The 24,987-nt window shown below is 62.2% G+C and carries 18 protein-coding genes and 1 pseudogene; 5 read left to right on the top strand and 14 right to left on the bottom strand.

Translation table 11 applies throughout. The features are described from left to right. Positions 1-189 precede the first annotated feature (189 nt). Entirely contained in the window at positions 190-837 is a 648-nt protein-coding gene (locus ACFSDX_RS10480) for a PA2169 family four-helix-bundle protein (RefSeq protein ID WP_382313326.1), read from the top strand. A gap of 161 nt (positions 838-998) precedes the next feature. After that, the gene (locus ACFSDX_RS10485; RefSeq protein ID WP_382313327.1) at positions 999-2,012 is read left to right on the top strand and encodes a hypothetical protein; all 1,014 of its coding nucleotides are present in this window, start codon (positions 999-1,001) and stop codon (positions 2,010-2,012) included. Positions 2,013-2,122: 110 nt separating this feature from the next. On the opposite strand, the gene ACFSDX_RS10490 is transcribed toward ACFSDX_RS10485, so the two are convergent. Further along, a complete protein-coding gene (locus tag ACFSDX_RS10490; protein ID WP_382313328.1) occupies positions 2,123-3,841 on the bottom strand; it encodes a M28 family metallopeptidase in 1,719 nt (572 codons plus the stop codon). Positions 3,842-4,218: 377 nt separating this feature from the next. On the opposite strand from ACFSDX_RS10490, the gene yiaA reads away from it, so the two are divergent. Continuing rightward, positions 4,219-4,656, top strand: a complete 438-nt coding sequence (yiaA, locus tag ACFSDX_RS10495; RefSeq protein ID WP_382313329.1) for an inner membrane protein YiaA — start codon at positions 4,219-4,221, stop codon at positions 4,654-4,656. 320 nt (positions 4,657-4,976) lie between these two features. Here the strand turns inward: yiaA and ACFSDX_RS10500 are convergent. The 7 genes and pseudogenes from ACFSDX_RS10500 to ACFSDX_RS10530 all read right to left on the bottom strand — a co-directional run. Further along, positions 4,977-5,699, bottom strand: a pseudogene (locus tag ACFSDX_RS10500) (NADPH-dependent F420 reductase); the annotation flags it as partial. Positions 5,700-5,850: 151 nt separating this feature from the next. Continuing rightward, the gene (locus ACFSDX_RS10505; protein ID WP_382313330.1) at positions 5,851-8,139 is read right to left on the bottom strand and encodes a GH92 family glycosyl hydrolase; all 2,289 of its coding nucleotides are present in this window, start codon (positions 8,137-8,139) and stop codon (positions 5,851-5,853) included. Positions 8,140-8,269: 130 nt separating this feature from the next. After that, entirely contained in the window at positions 8,270-8,821 is a 552-nt protein-coding gene (locus ACFSDX_RS10510; protein ID WP_382313331.1) for an HdeD family acid-resistance protein, read from the bottom strand. Between the two features lie 294 nt (positions 8,822-9,115). Continuing rightward, positions 9,116-10,480, bottom strand: coding sequence for a family 1 glycosylhydrolase (locus tag ACFSDX_RS10515; protein WP_382313332.1), 1,365 nt, complete (start codon positions 10,478-10,480; stop codon positions 9,116-9,118). Between the two features lie 77 nt (positions 10,481-10,557). Then, a complete protein-coding gene (locus tag ACFSDX_RS10520; RefSeq protein ID WP_382313333.1) occupies positions 10,558-11,373 on the bottom strand; it encodes a class I SAM-dependent methyltransferase in 816 nt (271 codons plus the stop codon). Positions 11,374-11,558: 185 nt separating this feature from the next. Then, the gene (locus ACFSDX_RS10525; RefSeq protein ID WP_382313334.1) at positions 11,559-12,935 is read right to left on the bottom strand and encodes a sugar MFS transporter; all 1,377 of its coding nucleotides are present in this window, start codon (positions 12,933-12,935) and stop codon (positions 11,559-11,561) included. A 262-nt stretch (positions 12,936-13,197) separates the two neighbouring features. Beyond that, complete coding sequence (locus ACFSDX_RS10530; protein ID WP_382313335.1) at positions 13,198-15,612, bottom strand: RCC1 domain-containing protein; 2,415 nt, start codon at positions 15,610-15,612, stop codon at positions 13,198-13,200. 198 nt (positions 15,613-15,810) lie between these two features. Between ACFSDX_RS10530 and ACFSDX_RS10535 the strand changes: the two genes are divergently transcribed. Then, the gene (locus ACFSDX_RS10535) at positions 15,811-16,038 is read left to right on the top strand and encodes a hypothetical protein (RefSeq protein WP_382313336.1); all 228 of its coding nucleotides are present in this window, start codon (positions 15,811-15,813) and stop codon (positions 16,036-16,038) included. A 162-nt stretch (positions 16,039-16,200) separates the two neighbouring features. Here the strand turns inward: ACFSDX_RS10535 and ACFSDX_RS10540 are convergent, their stop codons facing one another. The 3 genes from ACFSDX_RS10540 to ACFSDX_RS10550 all read right to left on the bottom strand — a co-directional run bounded on the left by ACFSDX_RS10540 (position 16,201) and on the right by ACFSDX_RS10550 (position 19,281). Beyond that, positions 16,201-17,250, bottom strand: a complete 1,050-nt coding sequence (locus ACFSDX_RS10540; RefSeq protein ID WP_382313337.1) for a bile acid:sodium symporter family protein — start codon at positions 17,248-17,250, stop codon at positions 16,201-16,203. 137 nt (positions 17,251-17,387) lie between these two features. Then, positions 17,388-18,170, bottom strand: coding sequence for a LytR/AlgR family response regulator transcription factor (locus ACFSDX_RS10545; RefSeq protein ID WP_382313338.1), 783 nt, complete (start codon positions 18,168-18,170; stop codon positions 17,388-17,390). A 4-nt stretch (positions 18,171-18,174) separates the two neighbouring features. Then, on the bottom strand, positions 18,175-19,281 hold the full coding sequence (locus tag ACFSDX_RS10550) for a sensor histidine kinase (protein ID WP_382313339.1): 1,107 nt from the start codon (positions 19,279-19,281) through the stop codon (positions 18,175-18,177). A 733-nt stretch (positions 19,282-20,014) separates the two neighbouring features. Between ACFSDX_RS10550 and ACFSDX_RS10555 the strand changes: the two genes are divergently transcribed. After that, positions 20,015-21,628, top strand: coding sequence for an OmpA family protein (locus ACFSDX_RS10555; RefSeq protein ID WP_382313340.1), 1,614 nt, complete (start codon positions 20,015-20,017; stop codon positions 21,626-21,628). Positions 21,629-21,822: 194 nt separating this feature from the next. Here the strand turns inward: ACFSDX_RS10555 and ACFSDX_RS10560 are convergent, their stop codons facing one another. The 3 genes from ACFSDX_RS10560 to ACFSDX_RS10570 form a co-directional block, all read right to left on the bottom strand. Then, positions 21,823-22,017, bottom strand: coding sequence for a hypothetical protein (locus ACFSDX_RS10560; RefSeq protein ID WP_382313341.1), 195 nt, complete (start codon positions 22,015-22,017; stop codon positions 21,823-21,825). A gap of 419 nt (positions 22,018-22,436) precedes the next feature. Next, on the bottom strand, positions 22,437-23,309 hold the full coding sequence (locus ACFSDX_RS10565; RefSeq protein WP_382313342.1) for a glycerophosphodiester phosphodiesterase family protein: 873 nt from the start codon (positions 23,307-23,309) through the stop codon (positions 22,437-22,439). Positions 23,310-23,438: 129 nt separating this feature from the next. Then, positions 23,439-24,935 (bottom strand): calcineurin-like phosphoesterase C-terminal domain-containing protein, encoded by a 1,497-nt coding sequence (locus ACFSDX_RS10570; protein WP_382313343.1) that lies wholly within the window; start codon positions 24,933-24,935, stop codon positions 23,439-23,441. Positions 24,936-24,987: the final 52 nt, after the last annotated feature.

The following is a 24,987-nucleotide window of genomic DNA, read 5'->3' on the forward strand; positions in this document are numbered from 1 at the left end:
TGCGTGGGCGCTGGGTTGCCGGCCGGGCTCGGGTGCGGGGGCCGGGCGGGTCAATGATTTTTGAGAAATAAGTAAGCAGGGATTGAGCCTAGGGCTTTGATAGTAGGGAATTTACTTAAATAAGCTCCACCTAACGGGCTGGCTGCAAAAGCCGTATGCGCCGGAAGTCCCCTTATTTCCTTTTTACTGATGAGCAAGTCCAACATTCCTTCCGCCGCCCCCGCCCAAGCCCCAACCATACTTAGCCAAGCCAAGCCGGCCGGCGGCACCATGGGCAGCCTGCTAAGCAAAGTGCCCGCCACTGTGAAGAACTCCAGCACCACCCAGAAAGTGGTGGGCGGCGCGCTGTTGGCGCTGGGCGTGGCTTTCCTAGCCACCCGCTCCAAAAAAGCTCAGCCCAGCCCCGAAGCTGCTACCCTCGACGAGCTGCTGTACTTCGTGAACGACCGCATTGCGGGCTACGAGCGCGCCGTGGCTGAAAGCCAGGATACCGAGCTGCGCGGCTACTACAAGCAGCTGGTGAGCCAAAGCCAGCAGTTTTCTACCGACCTCAACACCTACCTCACCCGCGAGGGTGGCGAGCGCGAAGAATCGACCACCCTCAAAGGCAAGATTTACCGCGCCTGGATGGATGCCCAGGCCGCCGTGACCGGCCGCGACGAGAAGACCATCCTCGGCGCTAACATCTTCGGTGAGGAGTGGGCGCTGAAAGCCTACAAGGAGGCCCTGGCTGACCAAACGCTCACCGGCGCCCTGCGCCAGGCTGTGGAGCGCCAGTACCGCCTGTCGCAAAAAACCTACGACCGCCTGCAAAAGCTGGTCGAAAAGCAAGCCTAGGTGGTAAGTAGCGCGGACTTTTAGTCCGCGAGTAGCAAGCCCATACACTCGCGGACCGAAAGCTCGCGCAACTGAAAAGCCCCGCCACGAGCTACTCGCGGCGGGGCTTTTTGCCTGGGGGCTACCTTTGCGGCCGGGCTATCAGCCCGGCCCATCACCCCATGAAATACCTGGCGACGCTGCTTGTTTGCGGCTTTTCCCTTCCCGCGCTGGCGCAGCAGCGCCAGTTCGACGTGCACAAGCTGGCGCTGCCCAAGGAGCTGGAATACTACGACAACCAGTTTTCGGGCCTGGCCATCGCCCAGGGCAATTTATTTTTGCTGTCGGAAAGCCGGCTGCAAGACAACGCCGAGGCCAAGCTCTACACCGTGGCGCTCGCCGACCTCGACCGCCAGCTCGCGGACACGACTTACGTCTTGCCCTACCAAAAGCTGCCCCTCACCAACCTGGCCCGGATGCGGGCCAAAATGACGGCCCTAGGGCAGCGCTACGAGGGGCTGGAAGCCATGTTGCTCACCAAGGACGCGGCGTATTTCTCAGTCGAAACCGCCACGCCCTCAGCCAACTGCTACCTGCTGAAAGGCCACCTGGGGGCTACGGCCGTGGAGCTGGACACCACCTTTCTGGTGACTCTGCCCAAGCCCGTGGCGGCCGATGGCTCGCACATTTACAATGCGGGCTTTGAGGCGCTGGCTACCACTAACGACCACGTGGTGGCCTTTTTCGAATACAATTTCTTTCCGCAGAACTACGCTTATGAAGTAACTAGCGCGGCTGGGCGCGGCCAAAGCCTGCTTCGCCCGCTGCCCTTTAGCCCGCTGCCTTTTCGCCTCACCGACCTCACGGCCACGGGCGGCCACCACTTCACGGGCATCGACTACTTTTTCAAGGGCGAGGGCGACGATACGATATACCGCCTGCCCGCTACCGACGTGCCGAATACCAAGCTCATCGCGGAAAATGGCGTGTTTAAAAACTACTGCCGGCTGGTCGATATTGAGCTGAAAGGTAATGCGGTTAGCTGGCGGCCGCTGTGGGAGTTTCCGGTGGCCTACCGGAGCTACAACTGGGAGGGCATTGCCGCCTACAAGGGCGGCTATTTTATCATCAACGACAAGTACACGCCCGCGCGCCCGTACCAGACTACGCTGCTGTACTTGCAAGGGCACAAGTAGCGCGCCGCCCCGGCGGGTGCCGAAAGCGCAAGTGCCCCTAGGTGGGCTTCAGGCTGCAAAACAGCGCGAAGCCTACCTAGGGGCACCTTAATTATGGACGCCGCTGCCCGTTACTGCGGCCGGCTCTTGAGGCGCACGGCCCGAAACTCGGAGCCGGGTTTCCACTGCGGGAAGGTGGTTTCGTTGGCCAGCTGCTGGCCCACCCGGAAAAGCAGGCGGGCATCCTGGGCGGCGCCGCGCAGGTCCCACCGGGGATTGTACTGGTCGGAGGGCTGGTGGTAGTCGTTGGCCTCGAAGTCCTGGCGCTGCTTTTCGGCGAAGGCCTTGCCGTGCAGGCGGCTCTCGAAGGCGCCGCTGGCGTAGAGCGCCGGCACGCCCACCTTGGCAAAGCTGAAGTGGTCGGAGCGGTAGTAGCTGCCGGTTTCGGGGTGCTGGTAGGGAATGACGTAGCGGTTCTGCTCCTTGGCCGCGGCGCGGGCGTAGTCATCGAGCGCCGACTGCCCGTAGCCCGTGATGGTGAGGTCGCGCATGGGGCCGAAGGCCAGCAGCTCGTCCATGTTGAGGTCGGCTACCGTGTTTTTGAGCGGGAACAGCGGGTGCTGGGCGTAGTAATCGGAGCCGAGCAGGCCCTGCTCTTCGCCCGTCACGGCCAGGAACACGATGCTGCGCTGCGGCTTTTCTTTGGCCTGCCGGAAGGCGGTGGCAATGGCCAGCAGGCCGGCGCAGCCGCTGGCATTGTCGAGGGCACCGTTGTAGATGGAGTCGCCCCGCACAGCCGGCCCGATGCCTAAGTGGTCCCAGTGGGCCGAGTAAATAATGTACTCCTGGGGCCGGGTGGTGCCGGGCAGCACGGCCACCACGTTTTTGGAGGTTTTGTAGGTGATTTTGTTGTGCAGCGTGGTCGTGAGGCTCAGGCCTAAGTCTTTACCCCGGAAGCCCGCTTTATTGGCGGCAGCGTAGAGCGCCTCGTAGTTCTGGCCGGCGGTGGCGAAGAGCTTCTTAGCCGCGTCGAGGGTCATCCAACCTTCGAGGGCCACTTTGCGGGCGCCGTGGTCGGGCGTGGTGGGGTGCAGCTTGGCGCCGCCGTTGCTGCTTTGCACCACCGTCCAGGGGTAGGCGGCGGGCTTGGTGTCGTGGATGATGATAAGGCCGGTGGCGCCGTGGCGGGCGGCCTCCTCGTACTTGTACATCCAGCGGCCGTAGTAGGTCATTTCGCGGCCCTTGAATAGGGTGGTGTCGTTGCCCGCGTTGCCGGGGTCGTTGATGAGCACCACCACGGTTTTACCCTTCACGTCGAGGCCGGCGTAGTCATCCCACTTGTACTCGGGCGCCACCACGCCGTAGCCGGCAAAAACCAGCGGCGAGTTTTTGATTTCAACCGTCGGCTGTTCGCGCTCGGTCAAAAACATGTAGTCGGTGCGGTACTTGAGCGTCAGGCTTTTGCCCTGGCCCGCGAGGGTGGCCGTCGAGTCGGGTTTGCCCACAATCTCAACCAGCGGCACCGGCTGGAAGTAGCTGCCACCGGGGCCGGGTTGCAGCCCCAGCTTCTTAAACTCGGCGGCCAGGTAGGCCGTGGCTTTGTCTTCGCCCGCCGTAAAGGGCCGCCGCCCGCCAAACTCATCTGAGGCCAGCACTTTGATGTGCCGGGCCAGCAAGGCGGGCGTGATACCATCGTTGGGCGCGGGCACGCTGGCCGTGTCGGTGGGCGCGGCCTCGGCGGGCGGGCCGGTGGTGGCGGTTTCGGAGGTGCTGGTTTGGCCCTGGCAGCCGGCGAGCAGCAGGCCGGCGGCTACTGGCGCTAGCCAGTGGCGAAAGGGGGGAAGAGGCATTAAAAATGGGATTAAAGAGGTTGGCTGGGTTAGCTAAAGGTCGCTCGCTACTTAGCAAGTAGCAGTGGCGAAGGTAGGCCGGGCTACCAAGGTAGCAAGTGGTGCTGCGGCTGCCGGACGCGGAACCTGCCACGCCCGGCGGATTCCACACTTTTTGAATCGCCCAGGGGCCGAACGGGACAAGTTTTGTACGCCGTTGTGGCATGGTAAATGTCTAACAATATAAGTTGTTTATGTGCTAGAAAACAGCTATTTATGATTAAAATTTGAGCAAAAATTTAGCCCGTTTGAAGTCTAATAAATTTAAAAATCAGCTTTTTGCTCGTCGAAACGACGGTCTACCTTTGAGCCATACTTCAAGCCCAACCAACCTAACCATGACACCTGCTGCCGTTACCACCGCCCGTCCTTCTGTAGCCTTCATCGCCGCCTCGTGGTTTGCCCTGCTCGCGGGCGCCGGCGCCTTCCTGGTCGGTCTTCTTAACGCCACGATGGCGCTCAACGAAAAGGGCTATTACTTCACCATTCTGATGTTCGGGCTGTTCGCCGTTATCTCGCTGCAAAAAACCGTGCGCGATAAGCTGGAGAAGATACCCGTCACGGGTTTGTACTACGGCCTGGCTTGGTTTGCCACGCTACTACCCATTGTGCTGCTGCTCGTTGGCCTCTGGCACGCTACGTTGCTGCTGAGCGAAAAAGGCTTCTACGCCATGGCCTTTTTGCTGGCGCTGTTCGGCGCCATCGCTGTGCAGAAGAACACGCGGGACATGCGCCTGCTGCCAACTAGCACGCCTGTACCCACTGACAACGAATAGCTTCCTGTTTCTTTCTGAGTCTATGAAAACAGCAAAAGCCACGGTATCATACCGTGGCTTTTGCTGTTTCTAGGTAGGTGCGCACTCTAGTTTTTTCGGCCGATTCTCCATCATAAAGTCTAGCGTGCCGCCCCACCGCACCTGGCGCACCGGCAGAAACGGCCGCGTCAACAGCTTGCCATTTAGCTAGGCGGACTGCACCAAGTGGGAAGCAGCGCATACCCAAAAAACCGGAGAGCCGCAGTCTCCGACCACGGCTCCCCGGTTTTTTGGTGAGTAATCGGCAGAAAAAAATTCGTAATCAGCCGGTTACTGATGCCTTATGCCTGGCCTTGCTGCATCATGGCGCGCTCCTGCTCGGCGTGGTTAGCCGCGAACTGGGCGCGTTGCTCCTCGGTGCGCTCGTGGCCCAGGCTGCGCAGGTGCTCGCGCAGCTTGGGTTCGGGCCAGTCGGCCCCGTACGACGGGGTGCCGGGCTGTTGCCGCCACGACTCGTGCAGGCTGCCGCTCTCCACGGCGTCGAAGCCCAGCTCTTCTACCAGGGCCATTACCTGGCGTTTGGCCGCTTCGTCGTCGCTGGCCACGGGCAGGGCAATGCGGCCGGGCGCGCCGACGGGCTTACCCGCATTTTCGAGGTGCGCCGCCCGAATGTTGTTGAACACCTTCACTACCGGCCGGCCTAGGTGCTGCTGCACCCATTCGCTCTCGGTGAGGTCGCCGCTTTCCAGCTCCAGTATCCGGCCGTCGCGCAACAGGGGATAGTAGTTGTTGGTGTCGATGACCGGCACGTCGGCGGGCACCCCGGCAAACAGGTCTTTGGGCAGGTCGGGAATCTTTATGAGCGGAATGGTGACCACGATAAGTTCGCCGTGGCGGGCCGCTTCCTGGGCGGTGGCGGGGGTAGCGCCGGTTTTTTGGGCCACGTCGCTCAGTGTTTCGGGGCCGCGCGAGTTGGCAATACGTACTGAGTGGCCGAGGCTGGTGAGCCGCACGGCCAGTGCGCTGCCAATTTCGCCCGCGCCAATGATTCCAATATTCATCGTAAAAAGCTGTGTAAAGGGTTACAAAGCGGCTTGCAGCCACTTATTAAGTAGCTAAACAGCTCTCGCGGCCAATTGCTTTTTAGCCAGCTCGCAACCGGCCGCTCACAAGTGGAGAGGCCAGGCCATGCCCACGGCCGCGATTTTCCGGGCGCTACTTCACCGGCCGGCTGCCCATCACAAATTCCAGCGTGCCGCCCTGCCGCACCTCGCTCACCGGCAGAAACGGCCGCGCCAGCAGCTTGCCATTGAGGCGGGCCGACTGCACGTAGACGTTCTTATCGGACTGGTTTTTAACCGTCACGGTAAAGGTTTTGCCCTCGCCGACTTGCAACACGGCGCCGTGCACCGCCGGACTACCTAGGGCGTATTCGCCCGAGGCGGGGGCCACCGGGTAGAAGCCCAGGGCGGAGAAAATGTACCAGGCCGACATTTGGCCGCAGTCGTCGTTGCCGCCGAGGCCGTCGGCGCCTTGGTGGTACATCTTGTTCAGTATCATGCGGATGCGGGGCTGGGTTTTCCAGGGCTGGTTGGTCCAGTTGTAGAGGTAGGCGGCGTGGTGGGCGGGCTCGTTGCCGTGCACGTAGTTGCCGATGATGCCGTCGCGGGTGATGTCCTCGGTTTCGGCGAAGAACTTGTCGGGCAGGTTCATGGTGAAGAGCGAGTCGAGGTGCGGCACGAAGCGGGCGTTGCCGCCCATCTTGGCGATGAGGCCGGCGGGGTCGTGGGGCACGTAGAGGCTGTAGTTCCAGGCGTTGCCCTCGATGTAGCCGGGGTCACTGGTGGTCAGCACGTCAAACTTTTGGCGGAACGAGCCGTCGGCCAGGCGCGGGCGCATGAAGCCGATGCGGGCATCGTACACGTTTTGCCAGTTGGTGGCGCGCTGGCGAAATTCCTTCTCAATATCGGCGCGGCCCAGCTTTTGGGCGGCCTGCGCGATGCAGTAGTCGTCGAAGGCGTATTCCAAGGTTTTCGATACCGAAGCGCCGCTCTTGTCTTCGGGCACGTAGCCTTTGTCGATGTACAGCCCTAGGCCGTCGTACCAGCGCTGGCGGGCGGTGGTCACGCAGGCGTCGAGGGCTTTATTCTGGTCGAAAGGGGCGTTGCCGAGCACGATGGCATCGCACACTACGGGCACGGAGTGGTAGCCTATCATGCACCAGTTTTCGTTGGCGTAGTGGCTCCAGACGGGCAGCATGTGCTCGGCGCTCTGGTCGAAGTGCGTAAGCATACTCTGCGCCATGTCGGCGTTGCGCCTAGGTTGCACCAGGTTATAAAGCGGGTGCAGCGCGCGGTAAGTGTCCCAGAGCGAGAAGGTGGTGTAATTGGTGAAGTCCTTGGCTAGGTGGTTGTTCTGGTCAAGGCCGCGGTACAGGCCGTCCACGTCCTGGTAGGTAGTCACGCCCGTAAAGGCGTGGTACATAGCCGTGTAGAAATTCTCCTTGTCAACCCGGCGCGGCGAGCTAATGGTGATTTTGCTCAGCTCCTGCTGCCACTGCGCCTGGCCTTTTTGCTTGTAGTCGTTGAAATTCCAGCCGGGCGCCTCGGCGCGCAGGTTGACCAGCGCGCCGGCGGTGCTCACGGGCGAGAGCGCCAGCTTGAGCTTTACCTGCTGGCCGGTCTGCATTGCCCCAAAGTCGAAGTGCATCCGCAGCTGGTGGGCGGCTAGGTCGGGCCAGTTATGGTTTTGGTCGAAGCGGCCCCAGAAGCCGCGGTAGGGCTGCTTGGGGTCGTAGTTGCGGCTGCCGTAGCTTTTGAAGGGCTTGGAAAAGCTGAGCGCGAAGTACACCACGCGGGTGCGGCCCCAGCCGTTGGTTTGGCGGTAGCCAGTTACCAGCGAGTCGTTTTCGACCCGCACGAACGTCCAGGTATTTTTGCCGGGGTAGTTGTAAATCCCAGCCATCAAATCGAGAATAATGTGCGACTCGTCGGCCTTCGGAAACGTGTACTGGTGCACGCCAACCCGCGTGGTAGCGGTCAGTTCGGCCAGAATATCATTATCGGCCAGCCGCACTTTGTAGTAAGCTGGCTCGGCCACCTCGGTCTGGTGCGAGTAGGCCGAGCGGTAGCCACCTAGGGGCCGGTCGGCGGTGCCAGGATTCAACTGCAGCGGCCCGGTGGTGGGCATCACCAGAAAATCGCCGAGGTCGGAGTGGCCGGTGCCGCTGAAGTGCGTGTGGCTGAAGCCCACAATGGTGGGGTCTTTGTGCTGGTAACCAGCGCAGTACTGATAAATTTCCGGGTTGTACTTCCCGTTTTGCTCGTAGCTGAGCGTGTCGGTATCGGGCGAGAGCTGCACCGCGCCGAAGGGCACCGTGGCGCCGGGGTAGGTGTGGCCCATCTTGGCAGTGCCCACCAGCGGGTGGGCGTACTGCACGAGGTTTTCGGATTGGGCCCGGGCGGCGAGGGGCAGCAGCAGGGCGGCCAGTAGCAGGTGCTTCATGCCGCCAAAGTAACCAGGGCCGGGGCAGAGGTTGCGGGGCCAGTACCTAGCGAAGCTCACCCACTACCAAAAAAACGGGCCTTCCCGCCCCAGCGGAAAGCCCGATACGATAACGAGCGCCTACGTTTGGCTACGCGGCCCGCCGCAGCCGCAGCCCTAGCACAAAAGCCGCCACGCCCATTATCAACAGCGCGAATGCCAGCCAGGTAGTAACCCCGATGACCCCGATAACCGGGTTGCCAATGACCAAGAAAGCCAGCACTATCCCCAGCAAGCCCAGCGCCAGCGACCAGCCCCAGCGGCGGTAGCCCAGGCGGCGCAGCGCAAACGCATTGGCCACCGTGGAGCCGCCGCGCAGCAGCAGCCAGAAGCCAATGAAGAACGCCAGCGTGCCCGCCGCTACAATGGGCTGGGTCAGCATATAGAAGCCAAACACGATTTCGCCGATGCCCAGGGCCAGCAGCCAGCCCCAGCCCCGCAGGTGCGAGCGGTTGGTGAGCGCGAACACGGCGTTGGCCACGCCATTGAACAGAATGAGGGCGGCGAAGTAGAACGTCATGCCCAGAAAGGCTGCGTCGGGGCTATTAAATACCCACAAGCCGAGCCCAAACAGCCCGAGGCCGGCGAGCACGAACACCCACCAGTTGGCAGCGACCGGGCGGAGTGGAGAAGAGGTTTCCATAAGAAAGCAAAGAAAAATTAGATTTGTGCTAACTTACGGTTAAGCTTATTTTGAGGTTGTACTGCGCTGGGCAACCTAGGGCGCGTCGTAGGAAACAGGAATAAGCTGCTCTTTAATAAAGAAGCTAAGTGCTGGCTGTCTTATCGATAAATTATCGAGCCTAGGTGTGAATGCGCAATACGTTTACAACGTTGCCGCCCTTTGTCTGTGAAGCGCCCCTCGTTGAATCATGCGTTAAAGGTTCTGAGTTGGAAAAGCAAGGATGATAGATTGGCCATACCAGTTCATCACTCCTTAGTGTACTTCTGGCTGGGCGGCGTTCATGGCCTTGGTATCGGGGTCGTGGCGGGTGCGGCGGGCCTTGGTGCGCTGGGCTACGGCCCAGGGCTCGTCGGCGTCGTGGGGCATCACCAGGGGTATTTGCAGGCAGGCGCTTTGGGCAGGCAGCACCTGGCGCCAGTCCGCGATGAGCTGCTTGTAGGCCGTGCCCACGGGCCGGATGTTGCGGTCGAGGTCGTAGAGCCCTAGGGGGTTTAGGTTGCCGTTGTTTTCGCGCAGGGCGGTATCCCAGTCCACTTGGTCGGTGAGCGAGTACCAGGTAAAGCCCACGATGGGCACGCCATCGTTGCGCACGCGCAGCACGTTGGCCCACTCTTTCCAGAGCCAGAGCACGGCCTCGTCGCCGTTGGGGCCCTGCCAGAGGTTGGTTTCGGTGTGCATCACGGGCAGCTGGTAGCGGTCGTGGTACTGCGTGGTAATGACGTGGTAGCCAAATACCTCGCCCGAGGCCGTAGTGCTGCCATCGGCCCGCACGCGGTGCTCGTTGGTGCGGTAGTAGTCGTTGCCCATGATGCACTGGTGCTTGAGATTCTGGCCCAAGAAGAAGTGGTACTCGTCGCGGGTCATGCCGTTGTCTAGCAAGTACTCGTACATCTCGGAGTCCACGCGGCGGCCGTAGTTAAGGTCCAGGGATAGGAAGCGCTTCGAGTTCATCAGCTCGGCGGGCTTGATGGCGGCGGGGTTTTCGGCGTGGAAATATTCGCTGCTCTCGCTCTGAATAAAGAGCGCATCGGGCCGCACTTCCAGAATGCGCTGCATGGCCAGCACGTTGCCTTTCACGATGTTTTTGAGCGCCGTCACAAACGAGCGGTCGTCGCGGAGCTGCTCGTTCCACCAGCCGTAGAGGGCCGAAAACTCGGCGCAGATGTACATCTCATTCACGGGCGTGTAGAGTTGCACCCACGGAAAGCGCGCCGCAAAATCGTGGCAGTAGTCACCAAAAAGCTTGGCGAATTCCAGGTTCTGAAAATTGCCCAGCCAGTCGGGCACCCCAAAGTGGCAGAGGTCCACGATGGGCATGATGTTGCGCCGCCGCAGGTCCTGAAAGGTCTCGTCGGCAAAGCTCCAGTCGTACTTGCCCACGCCCAGCCAGGTGGTGTGGATGGGCGGCCCGTAACGCAAAAACCGGATGCCTAGCTCCTGTACCAAATCAAAATCCTTCTGCCAGAACTGGTAGTGCCGGCATTTTTCCATCTCGTCCACCCGCTGGCGGCCGCTGTCGATGGTGGGGTTGGAGTTTTCGATGCCGGTGGCAAACAAGAATTGAGCGTCCATGGGGGTGGAGAAGGGCGAGAAGGGCGAGGTAGGCAAAGGGAGCACGGATAAATGAAAAAACCGGGAAGCTGCACAGTAAGGCAGCTCCCCGGTTTTAACGGATATAGGCAGGCCGAGGCCACCTAGGCGTCTTTGCCGGCCGTGAAGTTGAGGCCAAAAAATAGCTTTTCCTTGAGCAGCGAGTTGGTGCGCCACAGCCGGTTTTCGCGGGCCACGAGCTGCGGCACGTTGCCCGGCTTGAACATGAAGGGCGGAAACAACCGAATATACTGTACCTGCTGGGCCGGAATGTGCAGGCCCTGCCGGGCCAGCTCGCGCCGCCAGGTGGCGAGGTCGCGAATGTTCTCGTTGCCGAGTAAGATGTCCTTTTTCAGCTGCTCATCATAGATGGTGATGATGCGCTTGTTGCCGCGGCGCAGGTAGAGCTTGAGGCTCTGCACCACGTTGCCGCCGTTTTCTTCCACGATGATGAGGTTGCCGCCCGGCCGCAGGGCCTCCCGAAAAATGCGCAGCGCATCCTGCAGGGGCTCGAGGTGGTGCAGCGTGTCCTGAATGATGATGTGGTCGTAGGAAGCCGGCGGCGGGGGCGAGTCAAACAGGTTTTCGTAGCTGTAGGTAAAGCCCGACACGTCGCCAAACTGGCCCCAGTAGGCCAGGCGCGGCGCGATGTGCTCGTAGTAAAACTCCAGGGTGGTGCCGTGCACCTTATAGCCATTGAGGGCCAGGAAGATGGCCGTGGTACCGTAGCCGCAGCCGCAGTCCCAGATGGCCGCGCCCGTGTTGGGCAGGTGCTCCAGGATGTAGTGCAGCCGCTGCACCACGTAGGCCTTGCGAAACTCGAAGCTGGCGGGGTTGGCCAGCATTTTATAGTAGCTGGTAAGCTGGGGATTACTACGTAGTTCGCCTAGAAACAGGTCGAAAAACTCACTGACAGTCATACGCAAACGGCAACTCGAAAAGCAAACTAAGCGGCGGGCCGGCCCCACTCGCCACGCGGCGAAGTTACACGCCACTCGCAATAGCCGGCCGGCAATCGGTCGGTAGCCCGCCGTAGTCGGCTACTGCCACCGCTGCGCCCTCGGCGTAGAAGCAAGAGTGAGAAGGCCGCCCGGCGCGGACCTACCTACCGGGCTTTGGGCTCACTACCAGCTACTTTATAAAATATAGCCCCGTATAGAAATACTACCACGTAGCAGATAATGGGTAGATAGTAGGCGTGTGCCACGCTTACGTCGGCCACCGGCCCCATCACGAAGCGCGGAAAGAGGGCGGCGCCTACCACGCCCATCACAATAAAGGACGAGGCCAGCTGCTTGTGCCGGCCCAAGTCTTTGAGCCCTAGGCTATAGATAATGGGGAACATGACGCTGAAGAAGAAATTGAGCGCAATGAGCGCCGCAAACGACACCCAGCCCCAGTGCTGCGCCACGATGAGGCACATGCAGATGTTGGCCAGGGCCACGAAGGCCAGCAGCCGGTTGGGGGCGATGAACTGCATGAGGTAGGTACCTAGGAATCGGCCTATCATCATGCCTACTAGGCTGAGGGAGAAGAAGTAAGCGGCTACGTCGTTGGCCAGGTGCGGCAGGCCGGGCGCCAGACTCACGGTGCGGCTGAAGAGGGTGCCGACCTGCCAGAACCCCTGGATGGCCGGCCCCGGCTGCAGCCCCATGTAGTCGGTGCCGTAGTTGATGAAATAGGCCCAGGTGCCGCCCTGCGCCGCCGTGTTGAAGAGCTGCGCCACGCAGGCCCACACGAAGTGCTTGTGCTGAAACAGGCTCTTATCGGCCCCTAGGTCGGTGGGCGCGTCGCTGGTTTCGGAGGTGGCCGTGCCAGGCGTATGCTCGGCGTTGAGGGGCGGTACTTTCACAAAGGCGAAGGCCAGGCCGATAGCGCCCACCACCGTGCCGATGATGGTATAAAGCACCTTCACCGACGATAAATCGCCGGCCGCGTGGGTGCCGCGCAGCACAAAGTAGCCGCCAATGAGCGGCCCCGACACCGCCCCGATACCGTTGATAGCGTGCGAAAACGTGATGCGCCGGTCGGAGCTGGCGGGGTCGCCCAGGCCATCCAAAAACGGGTGCGCCACGGCCTCCAGCGTGCCCAGGCCGCAGGCCAGCACAAACAGGGCCACCAGCAGGAACGTGAACGAGGCGGCATTGGCGGCGGGCACCATCAAGAAGGCACCTAGGGCGTACAGACCCAGGCCCAGGATAACGCCCTTCTGGTAGCCAAAGCGCTTCATAAACCAGCCCGCGGGCAGACCCATCACGAAGTAGGCCCCGAAGGTGGCGACTTGCACATAGGCCGAGTTGGCCTTGCTCACGTGCAGTACCTGCTGAAAGTGCTTGTTGAGAATGTCGCCCATCGTGACGCCCAGGCCCCAGAGCATGAAGAGCGACACGACAAAAATGAAGGTGAGCACGTAGCGCCGCTCGGTAAAGGGCGGGGGCGCCGTGGGGGTAGTAGCAGGAAGCGTAGTAGACGAAAGAGCCATGTAAAGGGGAAAACGCCACCCGGATACGGCCGAGCTAGCTAGTCCATAACGCCGGCCCGGTCGTTTAGTTAGAAAACCGCTGCGGTAGCGGGCGCTAGCGCGTAGCAGCAGCTGCCCGCCGGGCAGGTAATTCGGCGCCTGGCAGCGGGCGGCCAGCGCCAAGGATTTTCCATAGCGGCTGGGCCAGGCGCGGGGCCAGGGCCCAAAAAAGCCGCTGCCAGCAATTGGCAACGGCTTTTTTGGTGCGGTGCGGGTGCTGGTTCTATTCTACTACTAGGCGCAGCGCGCGGGTGGCGCGGGTGGCGGTGGCGTGCAGCAGGTAGAGGCCGGGGGCCAGGCCAGCCAGCTCGACCTGCGCGGTAGTGGCCGTGCGCACCAGGCGCCCCTGCCCATCGAAGAGGCGGATAACGAACGCGCCCGTGAGGCCTCGCACCTCTACCTGGCCGCGGGCGGGGTTGGGCACGAGCTGCCAGGCCACGGCCGGGCCGGCCGGGGTAGTACCTAGGGGCGTGCCAGCGATGGCCTGCGGCGAGAGGCTGGTAACGGGCTGGGCCAGCTGGCTGCTGCCATTGTAGCCCCAGAGCCAAAGGGTACCGTCGGGGCGCAGGGCGGCGGTGTTGATGCCATTGGCGGCCAGCTGCTGCCAGCTGGCGCCGCCGCTGGCGGGGGTGGGCGCCAGCTGGCTGGTAGTGGTGCCAGTGCCGAGCTGTCCGTTGGCATTGCGGCCCCAGGCCCAGAGGGTGCCATCCTGGCGCAAGGCCACGGTGTGCAGCTGGCCGGCGGCCACCGCCTGCCAGGTGGTAGCCGTGCCAATTTGCACGGGGGTAGCCGGGCTGGTGGTGGTGCCGTCGCCCACCTGGCCGGCGGTGTTATCGCCCCAGGCCCAGAGAGTGCCATCCTGGCGCACGGCCACGGTGTGGGTAGCGCCGGCCGCTACGCTGGCCCAGGTAGTGGCGGTGCCCACCTGCACCGGGGTAGGCTGATAGGTAGTGCCGCTAAGGCCGATGCCCAGCTGCCCGTTGGCGTTATTGCCCCAGGCCCAGAGAGTGCCATCCTGGCGCACGGCCACGGTGTGGGTGAGGCCCGCGCTGGCGCTGCGCCAGGTAGTGGCCGCGCCCAGTTGCTGCGGCGCCAGCTGCACGACGGTGGTGCCGTTGCCCATCTGGCCATAGGTGTTGCGGCCCCACAGCCAGAGCGAACCATCCTGGCGTAGGGCTACCGAGTGGTAGGCGCCGGCGGCCACGCTGGCCCAAGTGTCGGCGGTGCCGATTTGGGCGGGGGCGGGCTGGTAGGTGGTGGTGCCGGTGCCCAGCTGGCCCTGGTTGTTGTAGCCCCAGCTCCAGAGGGTGCCATCCTGGCGCAGGGCCACGGTGTGCAGCTGGCCGGCGGCTACGGCTTGCCAGGTAGCGCCCGCGCTCACCGCGGCCGGGGTGGCCTGGGTGCCGGCGCTGCCCGCCCCCAGGCCCAGTTGGCCCTGCGAGTTGTCGCCCCAGGTCCAGAGCGAGCCATCCTGGCGCACAGCGGCCACGTGGCTGCCGCCCACGGCCACCGTGCGCCAGGGGCCCGGCATGGCCAGGGCCGCCGGCAGCAGCTGCATGCCGCCGCCGGTGCCGAGCTGGCCGTAGTTGTTGTAGCCCCACAGCCAGAGCGAGCCATCCTGGCGCTGGGCCATAGTGTGGTACCAGCCCGCGGCCGCGGCCTGCCAGGTGGTGGCCGCGCCCACCTGCACGGGCGTGAGCTGGTTGGTGGCGGTGCCGGTGCCGAGCTGGCCGTAGTAATTGTAGCCCCAGGCCCAGAGGGTACCGTCCTGGCGCACGGCCACGGTGTGGCTGATGCCGGCGCTCACGCTAACCCAGGTAGTGGCGGTGCCAATTTGCACGGGGGCGAGTTGGTTGGTGGTGGTGCCATTGCCGAGCTGGCCCACCCCGTTGCTGCCCCAGGCCCAGAGGGTGCCGTCCTGGCGCACGGCCACGGTGTGGTCGTTGCTGGTCGTCACGTTTTTCCAGGTAGTGGCGGCGCCAATCTGCACGGGCAGCGTTTGCAAGGACATAGTGCCGGTGCCGAGCTGGCCCGCGCTATTGTCGCCCCAGGCCCAGAGCGTGCCGTCCTGCCGGATGGCCGTGGTCTGGTAGTAGTTGGCGCTCACGCTGGCCCAGGTAGCGGCGGTGCCCACTTGCAGCGGGGTGGCGCGGTCGAGGGTGGTGCCGTCGCCGAGCTGGCCCTGCGTGCCATCGCCCCAGGTCCAGAGGGTGCCGTCCTGGCGCAGGGCGGCCACGTGGTGCCAGCCCACGCTCACGCTGGTCCAGGTGGTGGCGGTGCCTACCTGCACGGGCGTGGCGTGGTCGGTGGTGGTGCCGTCGCCGAGCTGGCCTTCGGCGTTGTAGCCCCAGGCCCAGAGGGTACCGTCCTGGCGCACGGCCACCGTAAAATCCTGGCCCGCGCTTACGCTGCGCCAGGTAGTGGCGGCCGGGCCGATGGCCACCGGCGTGGGCTGGTAGGTGGCGCCCCCGGTGCCGAGCTGGCCCGCGCTATTGTCGCCCCAGCCCCAGAGCGTGCCATCGGCGTAGATGGCCACCGTGTGCTGGTAGCCCGCCGCCAGCTGCTGGGCCTGCGCCCGCAGCAGCGGCCCCCACAGGCAAGCTAAGAATACCCATAATCTAGTAGTAAAAAATGACATGAATAGAGCGAAAAGAATAGAATAGCGCGTTGAGATTCCGGCAAATGTAAGCCTTCACGGAGGCGTTTTGTTAGTCGCCGGGCCGCAAAAGTTCACTTAGCCAGGCGGTCCGAAGTTGCGACGCGGTGGACCCGGCCACCTTTGGGCTAGGCTGGCACTACGAGGCGGGCAAGCAATTAGTGGGCCACTGCTGGCCGCGTGCCCGACAACTACCCGAGCCGGCAAATCATCCTAGGCCGTTGGAGTGAGTCCCCGCTCTTTCACCCAGAGCGGCTGGCCTCGCTGGGCCGGGCCACCCAGCTGCAACGGCCTAGCGCCGCCTACTTTCAGCAGAACCTGTGCGTAGCGCCCAGCGGCAGGCAGGCCTACCGGCCACGCAGCCCGGAGCCGGCGGGTCCCGAACGCCCGCTGTTCTCCACCGATTAGCCCTGCCGATACAAGCCGGGTAAGCCCGGCCCCCGCTCTCCGCACGAAGCCGCGCTTTGCGCGGCAGAGAAGCAGCTATTCGCGTACGGCAACCGGGAGCGCCTGAAACGAGCATGAGACGCTAGACGTGAAAAAGAGATAGAGAATCGCTAGTTGGCTTTCTCATGTCTCATGTCCAACGTCTCCCGCAGAGGCACCTAGGGTATTTTGCCGCCCCAGGTACTGGGCCATGCTGCTAGCCAGAATAATTTGCAGGGCGTGGTAGAGCATGAGCGGCAGCAGAATAAGGCCCGTGGCGGCGCTGGCCGGAAAGAGCAAGCTGGCCATGACGCTGCCGTGCACCAGCGACTTTTTGGAGCCGCAAAACACGGCCACGATGTTGTCGGCCCGCGAGAAATTCAGGGCCCGGCCCAGGCCCCAAATCAGGGCAAACGCCAGCAGGTATAGCCCCATCAGGCCCGCACTGAGCTTGGCAATGTCGGCGGGCTCGTAGGTGCGGAAAATGCCCTCGGCAAACGACTCGCAGAAGGCCGTGAACACGATGAGTAGAATGGTAAACTGGTCGAAGTAGCGCAGGCCGGCCTTGTGGCGGTCGACCAAGGCGCCGAAGCGGGAGTTCAGCAAAATGCCCGCGCCCACCGGCACCACCACCTGCCAGAGCAGCTGCGTGGCCAGGCCCCAGAGCTGGCTGCCGCCCGTGCCGGTGTGCAAAAACAAGCTGCACAGCAGGGGCGTGAGCACGATGCCGAGTAGGCTCGACAGGCTGGCGTTGAAGATGGCGGCCGGCAGGTTGCCGCCCGCAATGCTCACCATCACCACCGAGGTCGAAACCGTGCTGGGCAGGGCGCACAAAAAGAAAATGCTCTGCCACAGCAGCGCGCCTTCGGCGCCGAAAAAGGGCTTTACCAGCAGGGCCAGCGCCGGAAACAAAATGAACGTGGCCAGCTGCACCACTACGGGCAGCCGCCAGTTGCGCATGCCTTCGCGCAGCTTCTCCAGGTTCAGCTTCAGGCCGTAGAAGAAGAACACCAGCGCCACGCCCACGGTCGTAATTAGGTGCCACGGCACCGGGCTGGCCTTGCTGCCCAGGCCCGGCTGCCAGTAAGCCAGGCCCACCACGCCTAGTAGCGCCAGCAAAAACCAGTCGAGCCCGGCGCGGGACAGCAGGGCCGTGAAACGATTGGGGCGGGCGGGCGTGGGCTGTTGGCTCATTGAATAGGTTGATAATAAAGGCGATAGCTTAGCGGGAGGCCGAAGTGCGAAACAGTGCGCCCTAGGTGCCGGCCCGGCGCGCTGCCGCGCTATGCGCCAAGCAGCAACGCGTGCGCAGCTACCTAGGGCGCACTGCGCTAGCTCCCGCTCACCCAGTTGCGTAGCTCCGTGACGCGGGGCTTGGGCACCACGATGCTCTCGGGGGCGGCGGGCTGCACGTGCACCAGCATCCGGCCGTTGTAGTGGGGCTCGAGGGCCGCGATGCTGGGGCGCGCCAGCAGCACCTGGCGGTTGGCCCGGAAAAACTGCCGGGGGTCTACCTGGGTCTCTAGCTCGTCGAGGGGCGTGTCGAGGGTGTACAGGTGGCCTTCGAGAGTGGTCAGGCTCACCACCCCGTTGCGAATGATAAAGTGCGCTATCTCGGTGGCGGCCACGGGTATCAGCTTGGTTTTGAAGGGCACGAGCCAGCTTGTTTTGTAGGCCGGCGGGCTGCCCAGCTGCTGCACGGTGCGCAGCAGGGCCGCCAGGTTGGGCACGGCCTCGGCGGCGCAGTCGGTGTAGTGCTGGCGCAGGGCCTCAAACTTGCGCAGGCCGTGCTGCAAGCCATCGCGCGTGATGGGCTTGAGCAAATAATCGATGCCATTGACCTGGAAAGCTTCCAGGGCGTGCTCGTCGTAGGCCGTGATAAAAATGACCGGGCTGCTCACCGGCACCCGCCGAAATATCTCGAAGCTATTGCCATCCGAGAGGTGAATGTCCATCAGGATGAGGTCGGGGGCGGGGTGCTCGGCTAGCCAGGCCACCGCCGTGGCCACTGACTCGGGCTGGCCCACCACCTGGGCCTCGGGGCGCAACCCCAGCAGTAGGCGCTCGATGGTGCGGGCCGTGCGGGGTTCATCTTCAACAATAAGAATAGTCACGGTTTTACAATATAGAAGCGGGTAAGGGAAGCAATACGCAGAAGGCGTGGTCGGTTTGCTCCACCAGCAGCTGCTGCTGGTTAAGGAGGCGAATGCGGTTGGTGAGGTTGCTGAGGCCGGTGCCGCTGCTGGCCACGGGCGAGAGGCGCGGGTGGCGCGGGTTGCTCACCCGCAGCTGGTCGGCGCCGGCCAGGTCGATGCTGATAACCAGCGGATGGCGCCGACTCACGGTGTTGTGCTTCACGGCGTTCTCGACCAGCAGCTGCAACGCCAGCGGCGGTAGCGGCCGGTCGAGCACCTCGGCCGGCAGGTCGATGTGCAGCTCCAGGCCCTCACCAAAGCGCATTTGCAGCAGATAGGCGTAGGAGCGTACAAAGGCCAGCTCCTCGTGCAGCGGCACGGTCATTTGCTCGCCGTGGCGCAGCAGGTAGCGGTACACCTGGGCCATCTCGTTCACGAACCGCTCGGCGGCGGCCGGCTCGTCGTATATGAGCCCGCCCAGGGTCGAGAGCGAGTTGAACAAAAAGTGCGGGCTGAGCTGCTGCTTGAGGCTTTCGTAGCGGGCCTGCAGCTGCTCGTGCCGGAGCAACTCGATTTCGGAGGCCAGGTAACGACTGCGCTCAACCAGCTCGATGCCCACCTGGCACGACAACCCCACGATGCTAACCACCTGGGCCAGCGTGAGCAGCAGCGTAATAGAAGGCTTGTCGAGGTTGATGCCCAGCGAGGCATCCAGGTAGTAGCGCCCCAGGCTGTAGCTGGTCACGAGCACCGCCGTGAGCAGCGCCCGCAGTCCGCGGTCGGTGAGCAGTGACTGGCGGGCAAACCAGCGCTGCACCGCGCTGGGGTGGTAGCGCAGCAAAAAGTGCAGCCAGAACTGAATCTGGAAGACAAGAATAGCATTGATGCACAGCAGCGTCGCCTCGCCTAGGGTGGCGTAGTTGCGGGGCAGCACGCCCGTGGGCAACGCAATGAGCCCGAAAACCAGTGAGATAGCCAGCGCAATGAGCAGGTAGGCGCGCTGCGAAAACATCACCGGCACCACCGCCTGGGGCAAGCCGAGGCGCGGGGCGGCCAAGCTGCTCATGGAGGGGGGTACGGGTTGATTCATAGTAGGATAAGGTGGCAAACGAAAATAGCCGCCGCGCGCCTAGGTGGCCCTAGCTGCGGCGGTGGGTGGTGAAGGTGGTGGCCGGCGCCCGGGCGAGCGCGGCGGTGGGCAATGGGTGGGGCCAAGCCAAGAGCCAGAATAGGAGGGACCGCGCCGACGGCCGGGCCCTAGGTGGCTGGGCAAACAGGTATTAAACGGCCGCGCCGGTTATGGTTTGCCCCGAAAGGCCGACTTGAGGGTTGAACAGGCTCAATTGGCCCCTGAGTAAGCCCAAGTGTGCCTTGAACTGCCCCAGCTGCGGCCTCGACCCTGGCGCCGGGCTATGGCGGGCGGTGGCGCTCACGCCTCTGGCAAGGCCGATTGGCCCGCCGCCGCTCGCCCATAACCCGCTAAAGCTAAAAAAAAACCCGAATAAGCCAATTTAAGGGCTGAACGCATCAGAGCGGTAGCTGAATCTACCCAATTAGCACGCGAAAGGAACTAATTATCGCCGCCGTACGGCCGAGTTTATCGCCAAATCAAAACCCGCGGGGCAGCACATCCGTTCAGGGCCTAGTTTCCGTAGCTTGCCAAAAGCCCGACTGTTCAATTAGTCTATTTTGGTACAGCTCTGCTAATTGCTGCTAACAAGGTCCTCGTATTGGTGCCTTCTTGTGTAGAGTGCTAGGCTGCTACCAGCCACCGCACCAGTTTCTGCTCCTAAAAACATTTTTCACCCTTCCGTTCAGTTTATATGAACCACTCAGCTTGTAAAGCTACTCTATTAGGGCTCGGGCTGCTGGCTACCGCCAGTGCCCACGCTCAGACTGCCGACCGCAAAACCGCTGTCGGCCTCCACGCTAATGCCACCCAGTACCGCGGTGACTTGGGTAACGCCTTCTGGAAGTGGGACGACATGCCCTACAGCGGCGGTCTCGACATCACGCAGTACGTGGGCCGCTGGCTCGACTTGCGCCTGGACCTGGACTATACCCGGCTGCGCTTCCCGCAGAATCCCGGCACGTCCGTTGGCGTGGGTCAGCCCTACGCAGGCCGTCGCTTCCGGGCTCAGGCTTACCAGGCTGGCCTGGGCTTCAAACTGAAGCTGCCGGTTAAAGACAGCTTCTTCCTGCACCCCTACCTGTTGGTAGAGCCCCAGTTCTCGTGGGTACTGGCTGACCGCTACGCTACCCCTACGGGCCCCAACAACTTCACCCGCTTTGGTACCTTCGGGGGCCACGTAGGTGGTGGTCTTGACTTCCATTTGGGCGAGTCGGCCGTATTCTTTGCACAAGCCACGCAGGCCTACTTCCAGACCAGCGATGACCGTCTCGACGGTGTTAATAACAACGCTACCACGTTCTGGGATAAGAAGGACCGCTACATCCAGCTGACGGCCGGTGTGCGTGCCAACCTAGGCAAGCCTAAGGATGCGGACGGCGACGGCGTATCGGACAAGAAAGACAAGTGCCCCGACACCCCGGCCGGCGTGAAAGTAGACCTGGTGGGTTGCCCCGTGGATACCGACGGTGACGGCGTAGCCGACTACCTCGACAAGTGCCCCGACGTGAAGGGCCTGACCTCGCTGCAGGGTTGCCCCGACGCCGATAGCGACGGTGTAGCTGACAACGACGACAAATGCCCCAACACCCCCGCTGGTGTGAAAGTAGACGCTTCGGGCTGCCCACTTGACTCGGACGGCGACAAAGTACCTGACAACCTCGACAAGTGCCCCAACACCCCCGCCGGTGTACAAGTAGACGCCAATGGCTGCCCGCTTGACCGCGACGGTGACGGTGTACCCGACAACGAGGACCGCTGCCCCGACCGTGCCGGCCCCGCCAGCAACAAAGGCTGCCCCGAGATTAAGGCCGAGCAGAAGAAAATCCTGAACGAAGCCACGAAGTACATCAACTTCGACTTCAACAAGGCTACCCTGAAGCCCTCGTCGTTCCCCCGTTTGCAGCAGATGGTTTCGATTCTTAACGAGTACCCCGACTACTCGCTCAGCATCGCTGGCCACACCGACAGCAAGGGTGATGACAACTACAACCTGCGCCTGAGCTACGAGCGTGCCGCTTCGGCCCGCGCCTACATGCTCAGCAAAGGCATCCCAGCCGAGCGTATCGAAGCTCGTGGCTACGGCGAAACCAAGCCGATTGCCGACAACAAGACGGCCGCTGGCCAGGCTATGAACCGCCGCGTGGACTTTGACCCTTACTTGACCGGCGAGGCTAACTCGGCCGAAACCAAGTACGGCCCGGCTCCTACGGTATCTGAGCTGATGAAGCAAGGCAAAGCCTCGCCCGCAGCTAAGAAGCCTGCTCCTAAGAAGAAGGCTCCTGCCCGCAAGCCGGTGCGCCGCTAAGCGCCCAAGCTAGCTAACTAAAAAATCCCTACTGGCTTTGGCCGGTGGGGATTTTTTTTGTGAGAAAAATACGGTGGCCAGCTTGAGCGCCAGCCTAGGCTGCCTTGTGGTAGCTTAGTAGAGGTAAGCCAAAAGTTGTGTGCATTGCCCAGCAGAGTAGCAGGGAAAAACAGCACCTTTTGCCGGTGCCCTTCTTACGGGCGGCTGACACTACCTTTGGTATTACGATAGTATTCTTCTAATAATTCAACTGATTGGTAAATGGTTAAGCTTCCCTCAATGTATTTGTCAGCTAGTAGCTGTTCGTAGGTGCTGGGTACCATACTATGGCTCTTGGTTGGAAAAAGAGCCGCTGCGATGATTCTGCGTTGAGCTTGTTCGTTTTTCATACCGCAAAGTTCTCCCTGCGCAAAGAAGCATAATGCTTCGAAAAGTTATATTTAGGTGAACAGACTGTGTTGGCTGGGCTACCGTGACCTAGTTCATTTGCGGGCGCCGCTCGCCAAAAAACTATTTCCTCGCTGCCGCCTGCTTTGCCAGCGTCGCACCGGTGGGCTGGGCACTGGCTGCGGACCCTAGGTGGTGCCGCTGTTTAACAGGCGCAGAGCCCGGCACCGCCCGGGGCCATGCAGTGCAGTTGCTAGGGCACCCGGGGCTAATCTGGCAAACTGACCCAAAATCCTTGTTGTCAAGGTGTTAGCGACTAGTTGCGCCGTGTGCTACCCGGACGCTCGGTTTGGGTGGCCGCGCCAACCTAGGCCCGGGCTAGCGCCGGTGACCATCCCCCCCGTTAGTAACGGTGCAAAGGTTACTTCTTAGGTACTAAATTAGGGTAATCGGTAATCAGACCATCTACTTGCAGCTCAATTAGCTGTGCTAGTTCGGTGGCCAAGTTTACTGTCCACGGAATCACCAGCAGGTGCTGCCGGTGGCAAGCCTGCACCAGCGCCGGCGTTACGAGCTTATACTGCGGGCTGTAAATGCTGGGCCGGAAGCTCAGCCGCTGCAAATTCTCTTCCAGACCGTCTGGATTATCGACCAGCAGCGCGGTGCGCAACCTCGGCTGCGTGCGGTGCACCACTTCGAGCGTGCGCGGGTCAAACGACTGAATAATTACCCGGTTTTGGATGCCCTTCTGAGCAATTACTGCCAGTAGCAGCCGCACAAATTCTTCGGGCGCGGGATGGTTCGTGCCGTCGCCCGCCGGTGTGGTTTTGGTTTCGATATTATAGTAGGGCGCAGCTCGGTGCGTGCGCCGCGCATACGCCTCGGCCGAATCGATAACCTCGGCCAGCAGCGGCTTGTACGTCAGTAGCTTCTGCTGCTGTGGAAACTTCGGGTTGCCGTGGCTACCCACGTCGTAGCGCTGGATTGCGGCGTAGGGCAGACTGTAGATTTTCAACGCTTTGCCCTCCTCCTTGGTCAGGGACTGGCCATCGGGCCGGTACACGAAGTCGGCGTTTAGAAACGGGTCGTGCGAGAGCAGCACCTGCTTGTCCTGGCTGATGGCGGCGTCCATTTCCAGCGTCGTCGCGCCCAGGGCCAGCGCCCGGCGCATAGCCGGAATAGTGTTCTCGGGCATCATTCCTCGGCCGCCCCGGTGCGCCTGCAGGTCGAGTGGCGGGCGCGGCTGGGCGGCGGCGGGGAGCGTGAGGAAGGCGAGGGCGAGCAGGTAGTTCATTGGGAAATGTAGCTTGGCCTCTGCGAGTCCGAGCGCAGCTCGCAGCTACGCTAGAGTAAGTTATTTAAGACTAAACAGACGCGGATGTGAGCTGCGCTCGGACTCGCAGAGGCCAAGCTACAGGCTGAATTATACCGCTACGGTATCGCTGTACACCTGCCCGAAGCGGTCAGTTACCTCAATGCGAATCTCCTTCGCTCCGGCCGAGGGCGTGGCAAAAAACAGGTGGTCCGTCATGGTCGGGTCGACCCACTTGTGCTTGGCGGGGATTTGGTCGCCGGCTTGCAATTTCACAGCCATAGGGTCGAGGCCGGTTTGCTGGCGCATTTCGCCCTGGCGCACGCCGTTTTCAAACCAGGTCACTTTCCACTGCGGGTCCCAGTTCCAGACGTTGGCCACCACGTCGGCGGGGTGGTCGGCGGCGCTGCCTTTGGGGTAGCTGCGGAACTGGTACTGCCGGTCGTGGCCCACCGATTTGTAGTACCACTTTATATCAGGGCCGCTGACCTCGTATACGCCGTAGCCGCTGGGCGTGCCGTCGGTGCAGATGGGGCCGGTCCACCACGCGCCGCACACCGCGCCGTGGGTGTGCTCGATGGTGTTTTCGTGGAAAATCTTCTCGCACACGTGCGTGTGGCCCGACATGATGTGCGTGGTGTAGGGCTTCAAAATACGGTACAGCTCGGCCCGGTTCGACACCACGCCGCCCAGCGACTCCTCCTTGAGGTTGTTGCGGCGCTGGTCGCCGCTGTTCACCGGAATGTGCAGCGCCACTACTACCGTGGTGCCTGGTTTGACGTGGCTCAAATCCTGCTCCAGCCACTGCAACTGTTGCTCGGGCAGGTAGCCGATGTACTTTTTGGGCGGACCGATGAAGAAGACGTTATCGAGCACTACGTAGTGGATTTCGCCCCGATTAAAGGAATAATACGTCGGCCCAAAATGGCTCTTGAACGTGCGCGACGAGCCTTCGTCGGCCCGCGCCGTGAGGTCGAGGTCGTGGTTGCCGATGACCTGGAAGAACGGAATTTTGCTGATTTCGACCGCCTTTTTGTAGTCCTCAAACAGCTCAAACTTATCCCATACCAAATCGCCGCAGCCGATGGCGAAGGTGTTGGCGTCGTACTGCGCGGCCAGCTTTTGCAGGTCGGGCGCCGAGCTGGTCAGCAGCTCGTGGCAGTCCTTTTTGTTAATCATCTGCGGGTCGGCCCAGACCACGAAGGTGTGTTTGGTATCGTCGCCGGCCAGCTTTTGCAGCTCAAAATCAGCCGTCATTTTTGCCGTGCCCGGCTTGATGGCTTGGTAGAACTGCGCCACGCCCTTCTCGTGCGGAAAGGCGTAGCCGCGCGGCACCGAAATGTGCACGAACTCGGCCGTGGCATTGCTTTCGAGCAGGTATTTGCCAGCTTTGTCGGTGAGTACACTATTGTAGCCATCGGTCACGGCCACGCCCGGCAGGCCGGTGCCGTTTTGGTGCACCTTGCCCCGGATGGTGAGCGGCCCTAGGCTGAGTTTTTGGCCGGTAGTGGGCGCTTGCTCAGCTTCGGCGGCGAGGGCGGGGGCTAGGGGCAGGCTGAGGCCAGCACCCACGAAACCCAGGCTTTGGAGGAATCTTCGGCGGAACATGGTAGGATATCTGAAAGGTCATGCAGCGCGCAGCGAAGCATCTCGCGTGGTG

The organism is Hymenobacter bucti (assembly GCF_042681145.1).
Classification (GTDB): Bacteria; Bacteroidota; Bacteroidia; order Cytophagales; family Hymenobacteraceae; genus Hymenobacter; species Hymenobacter bucti.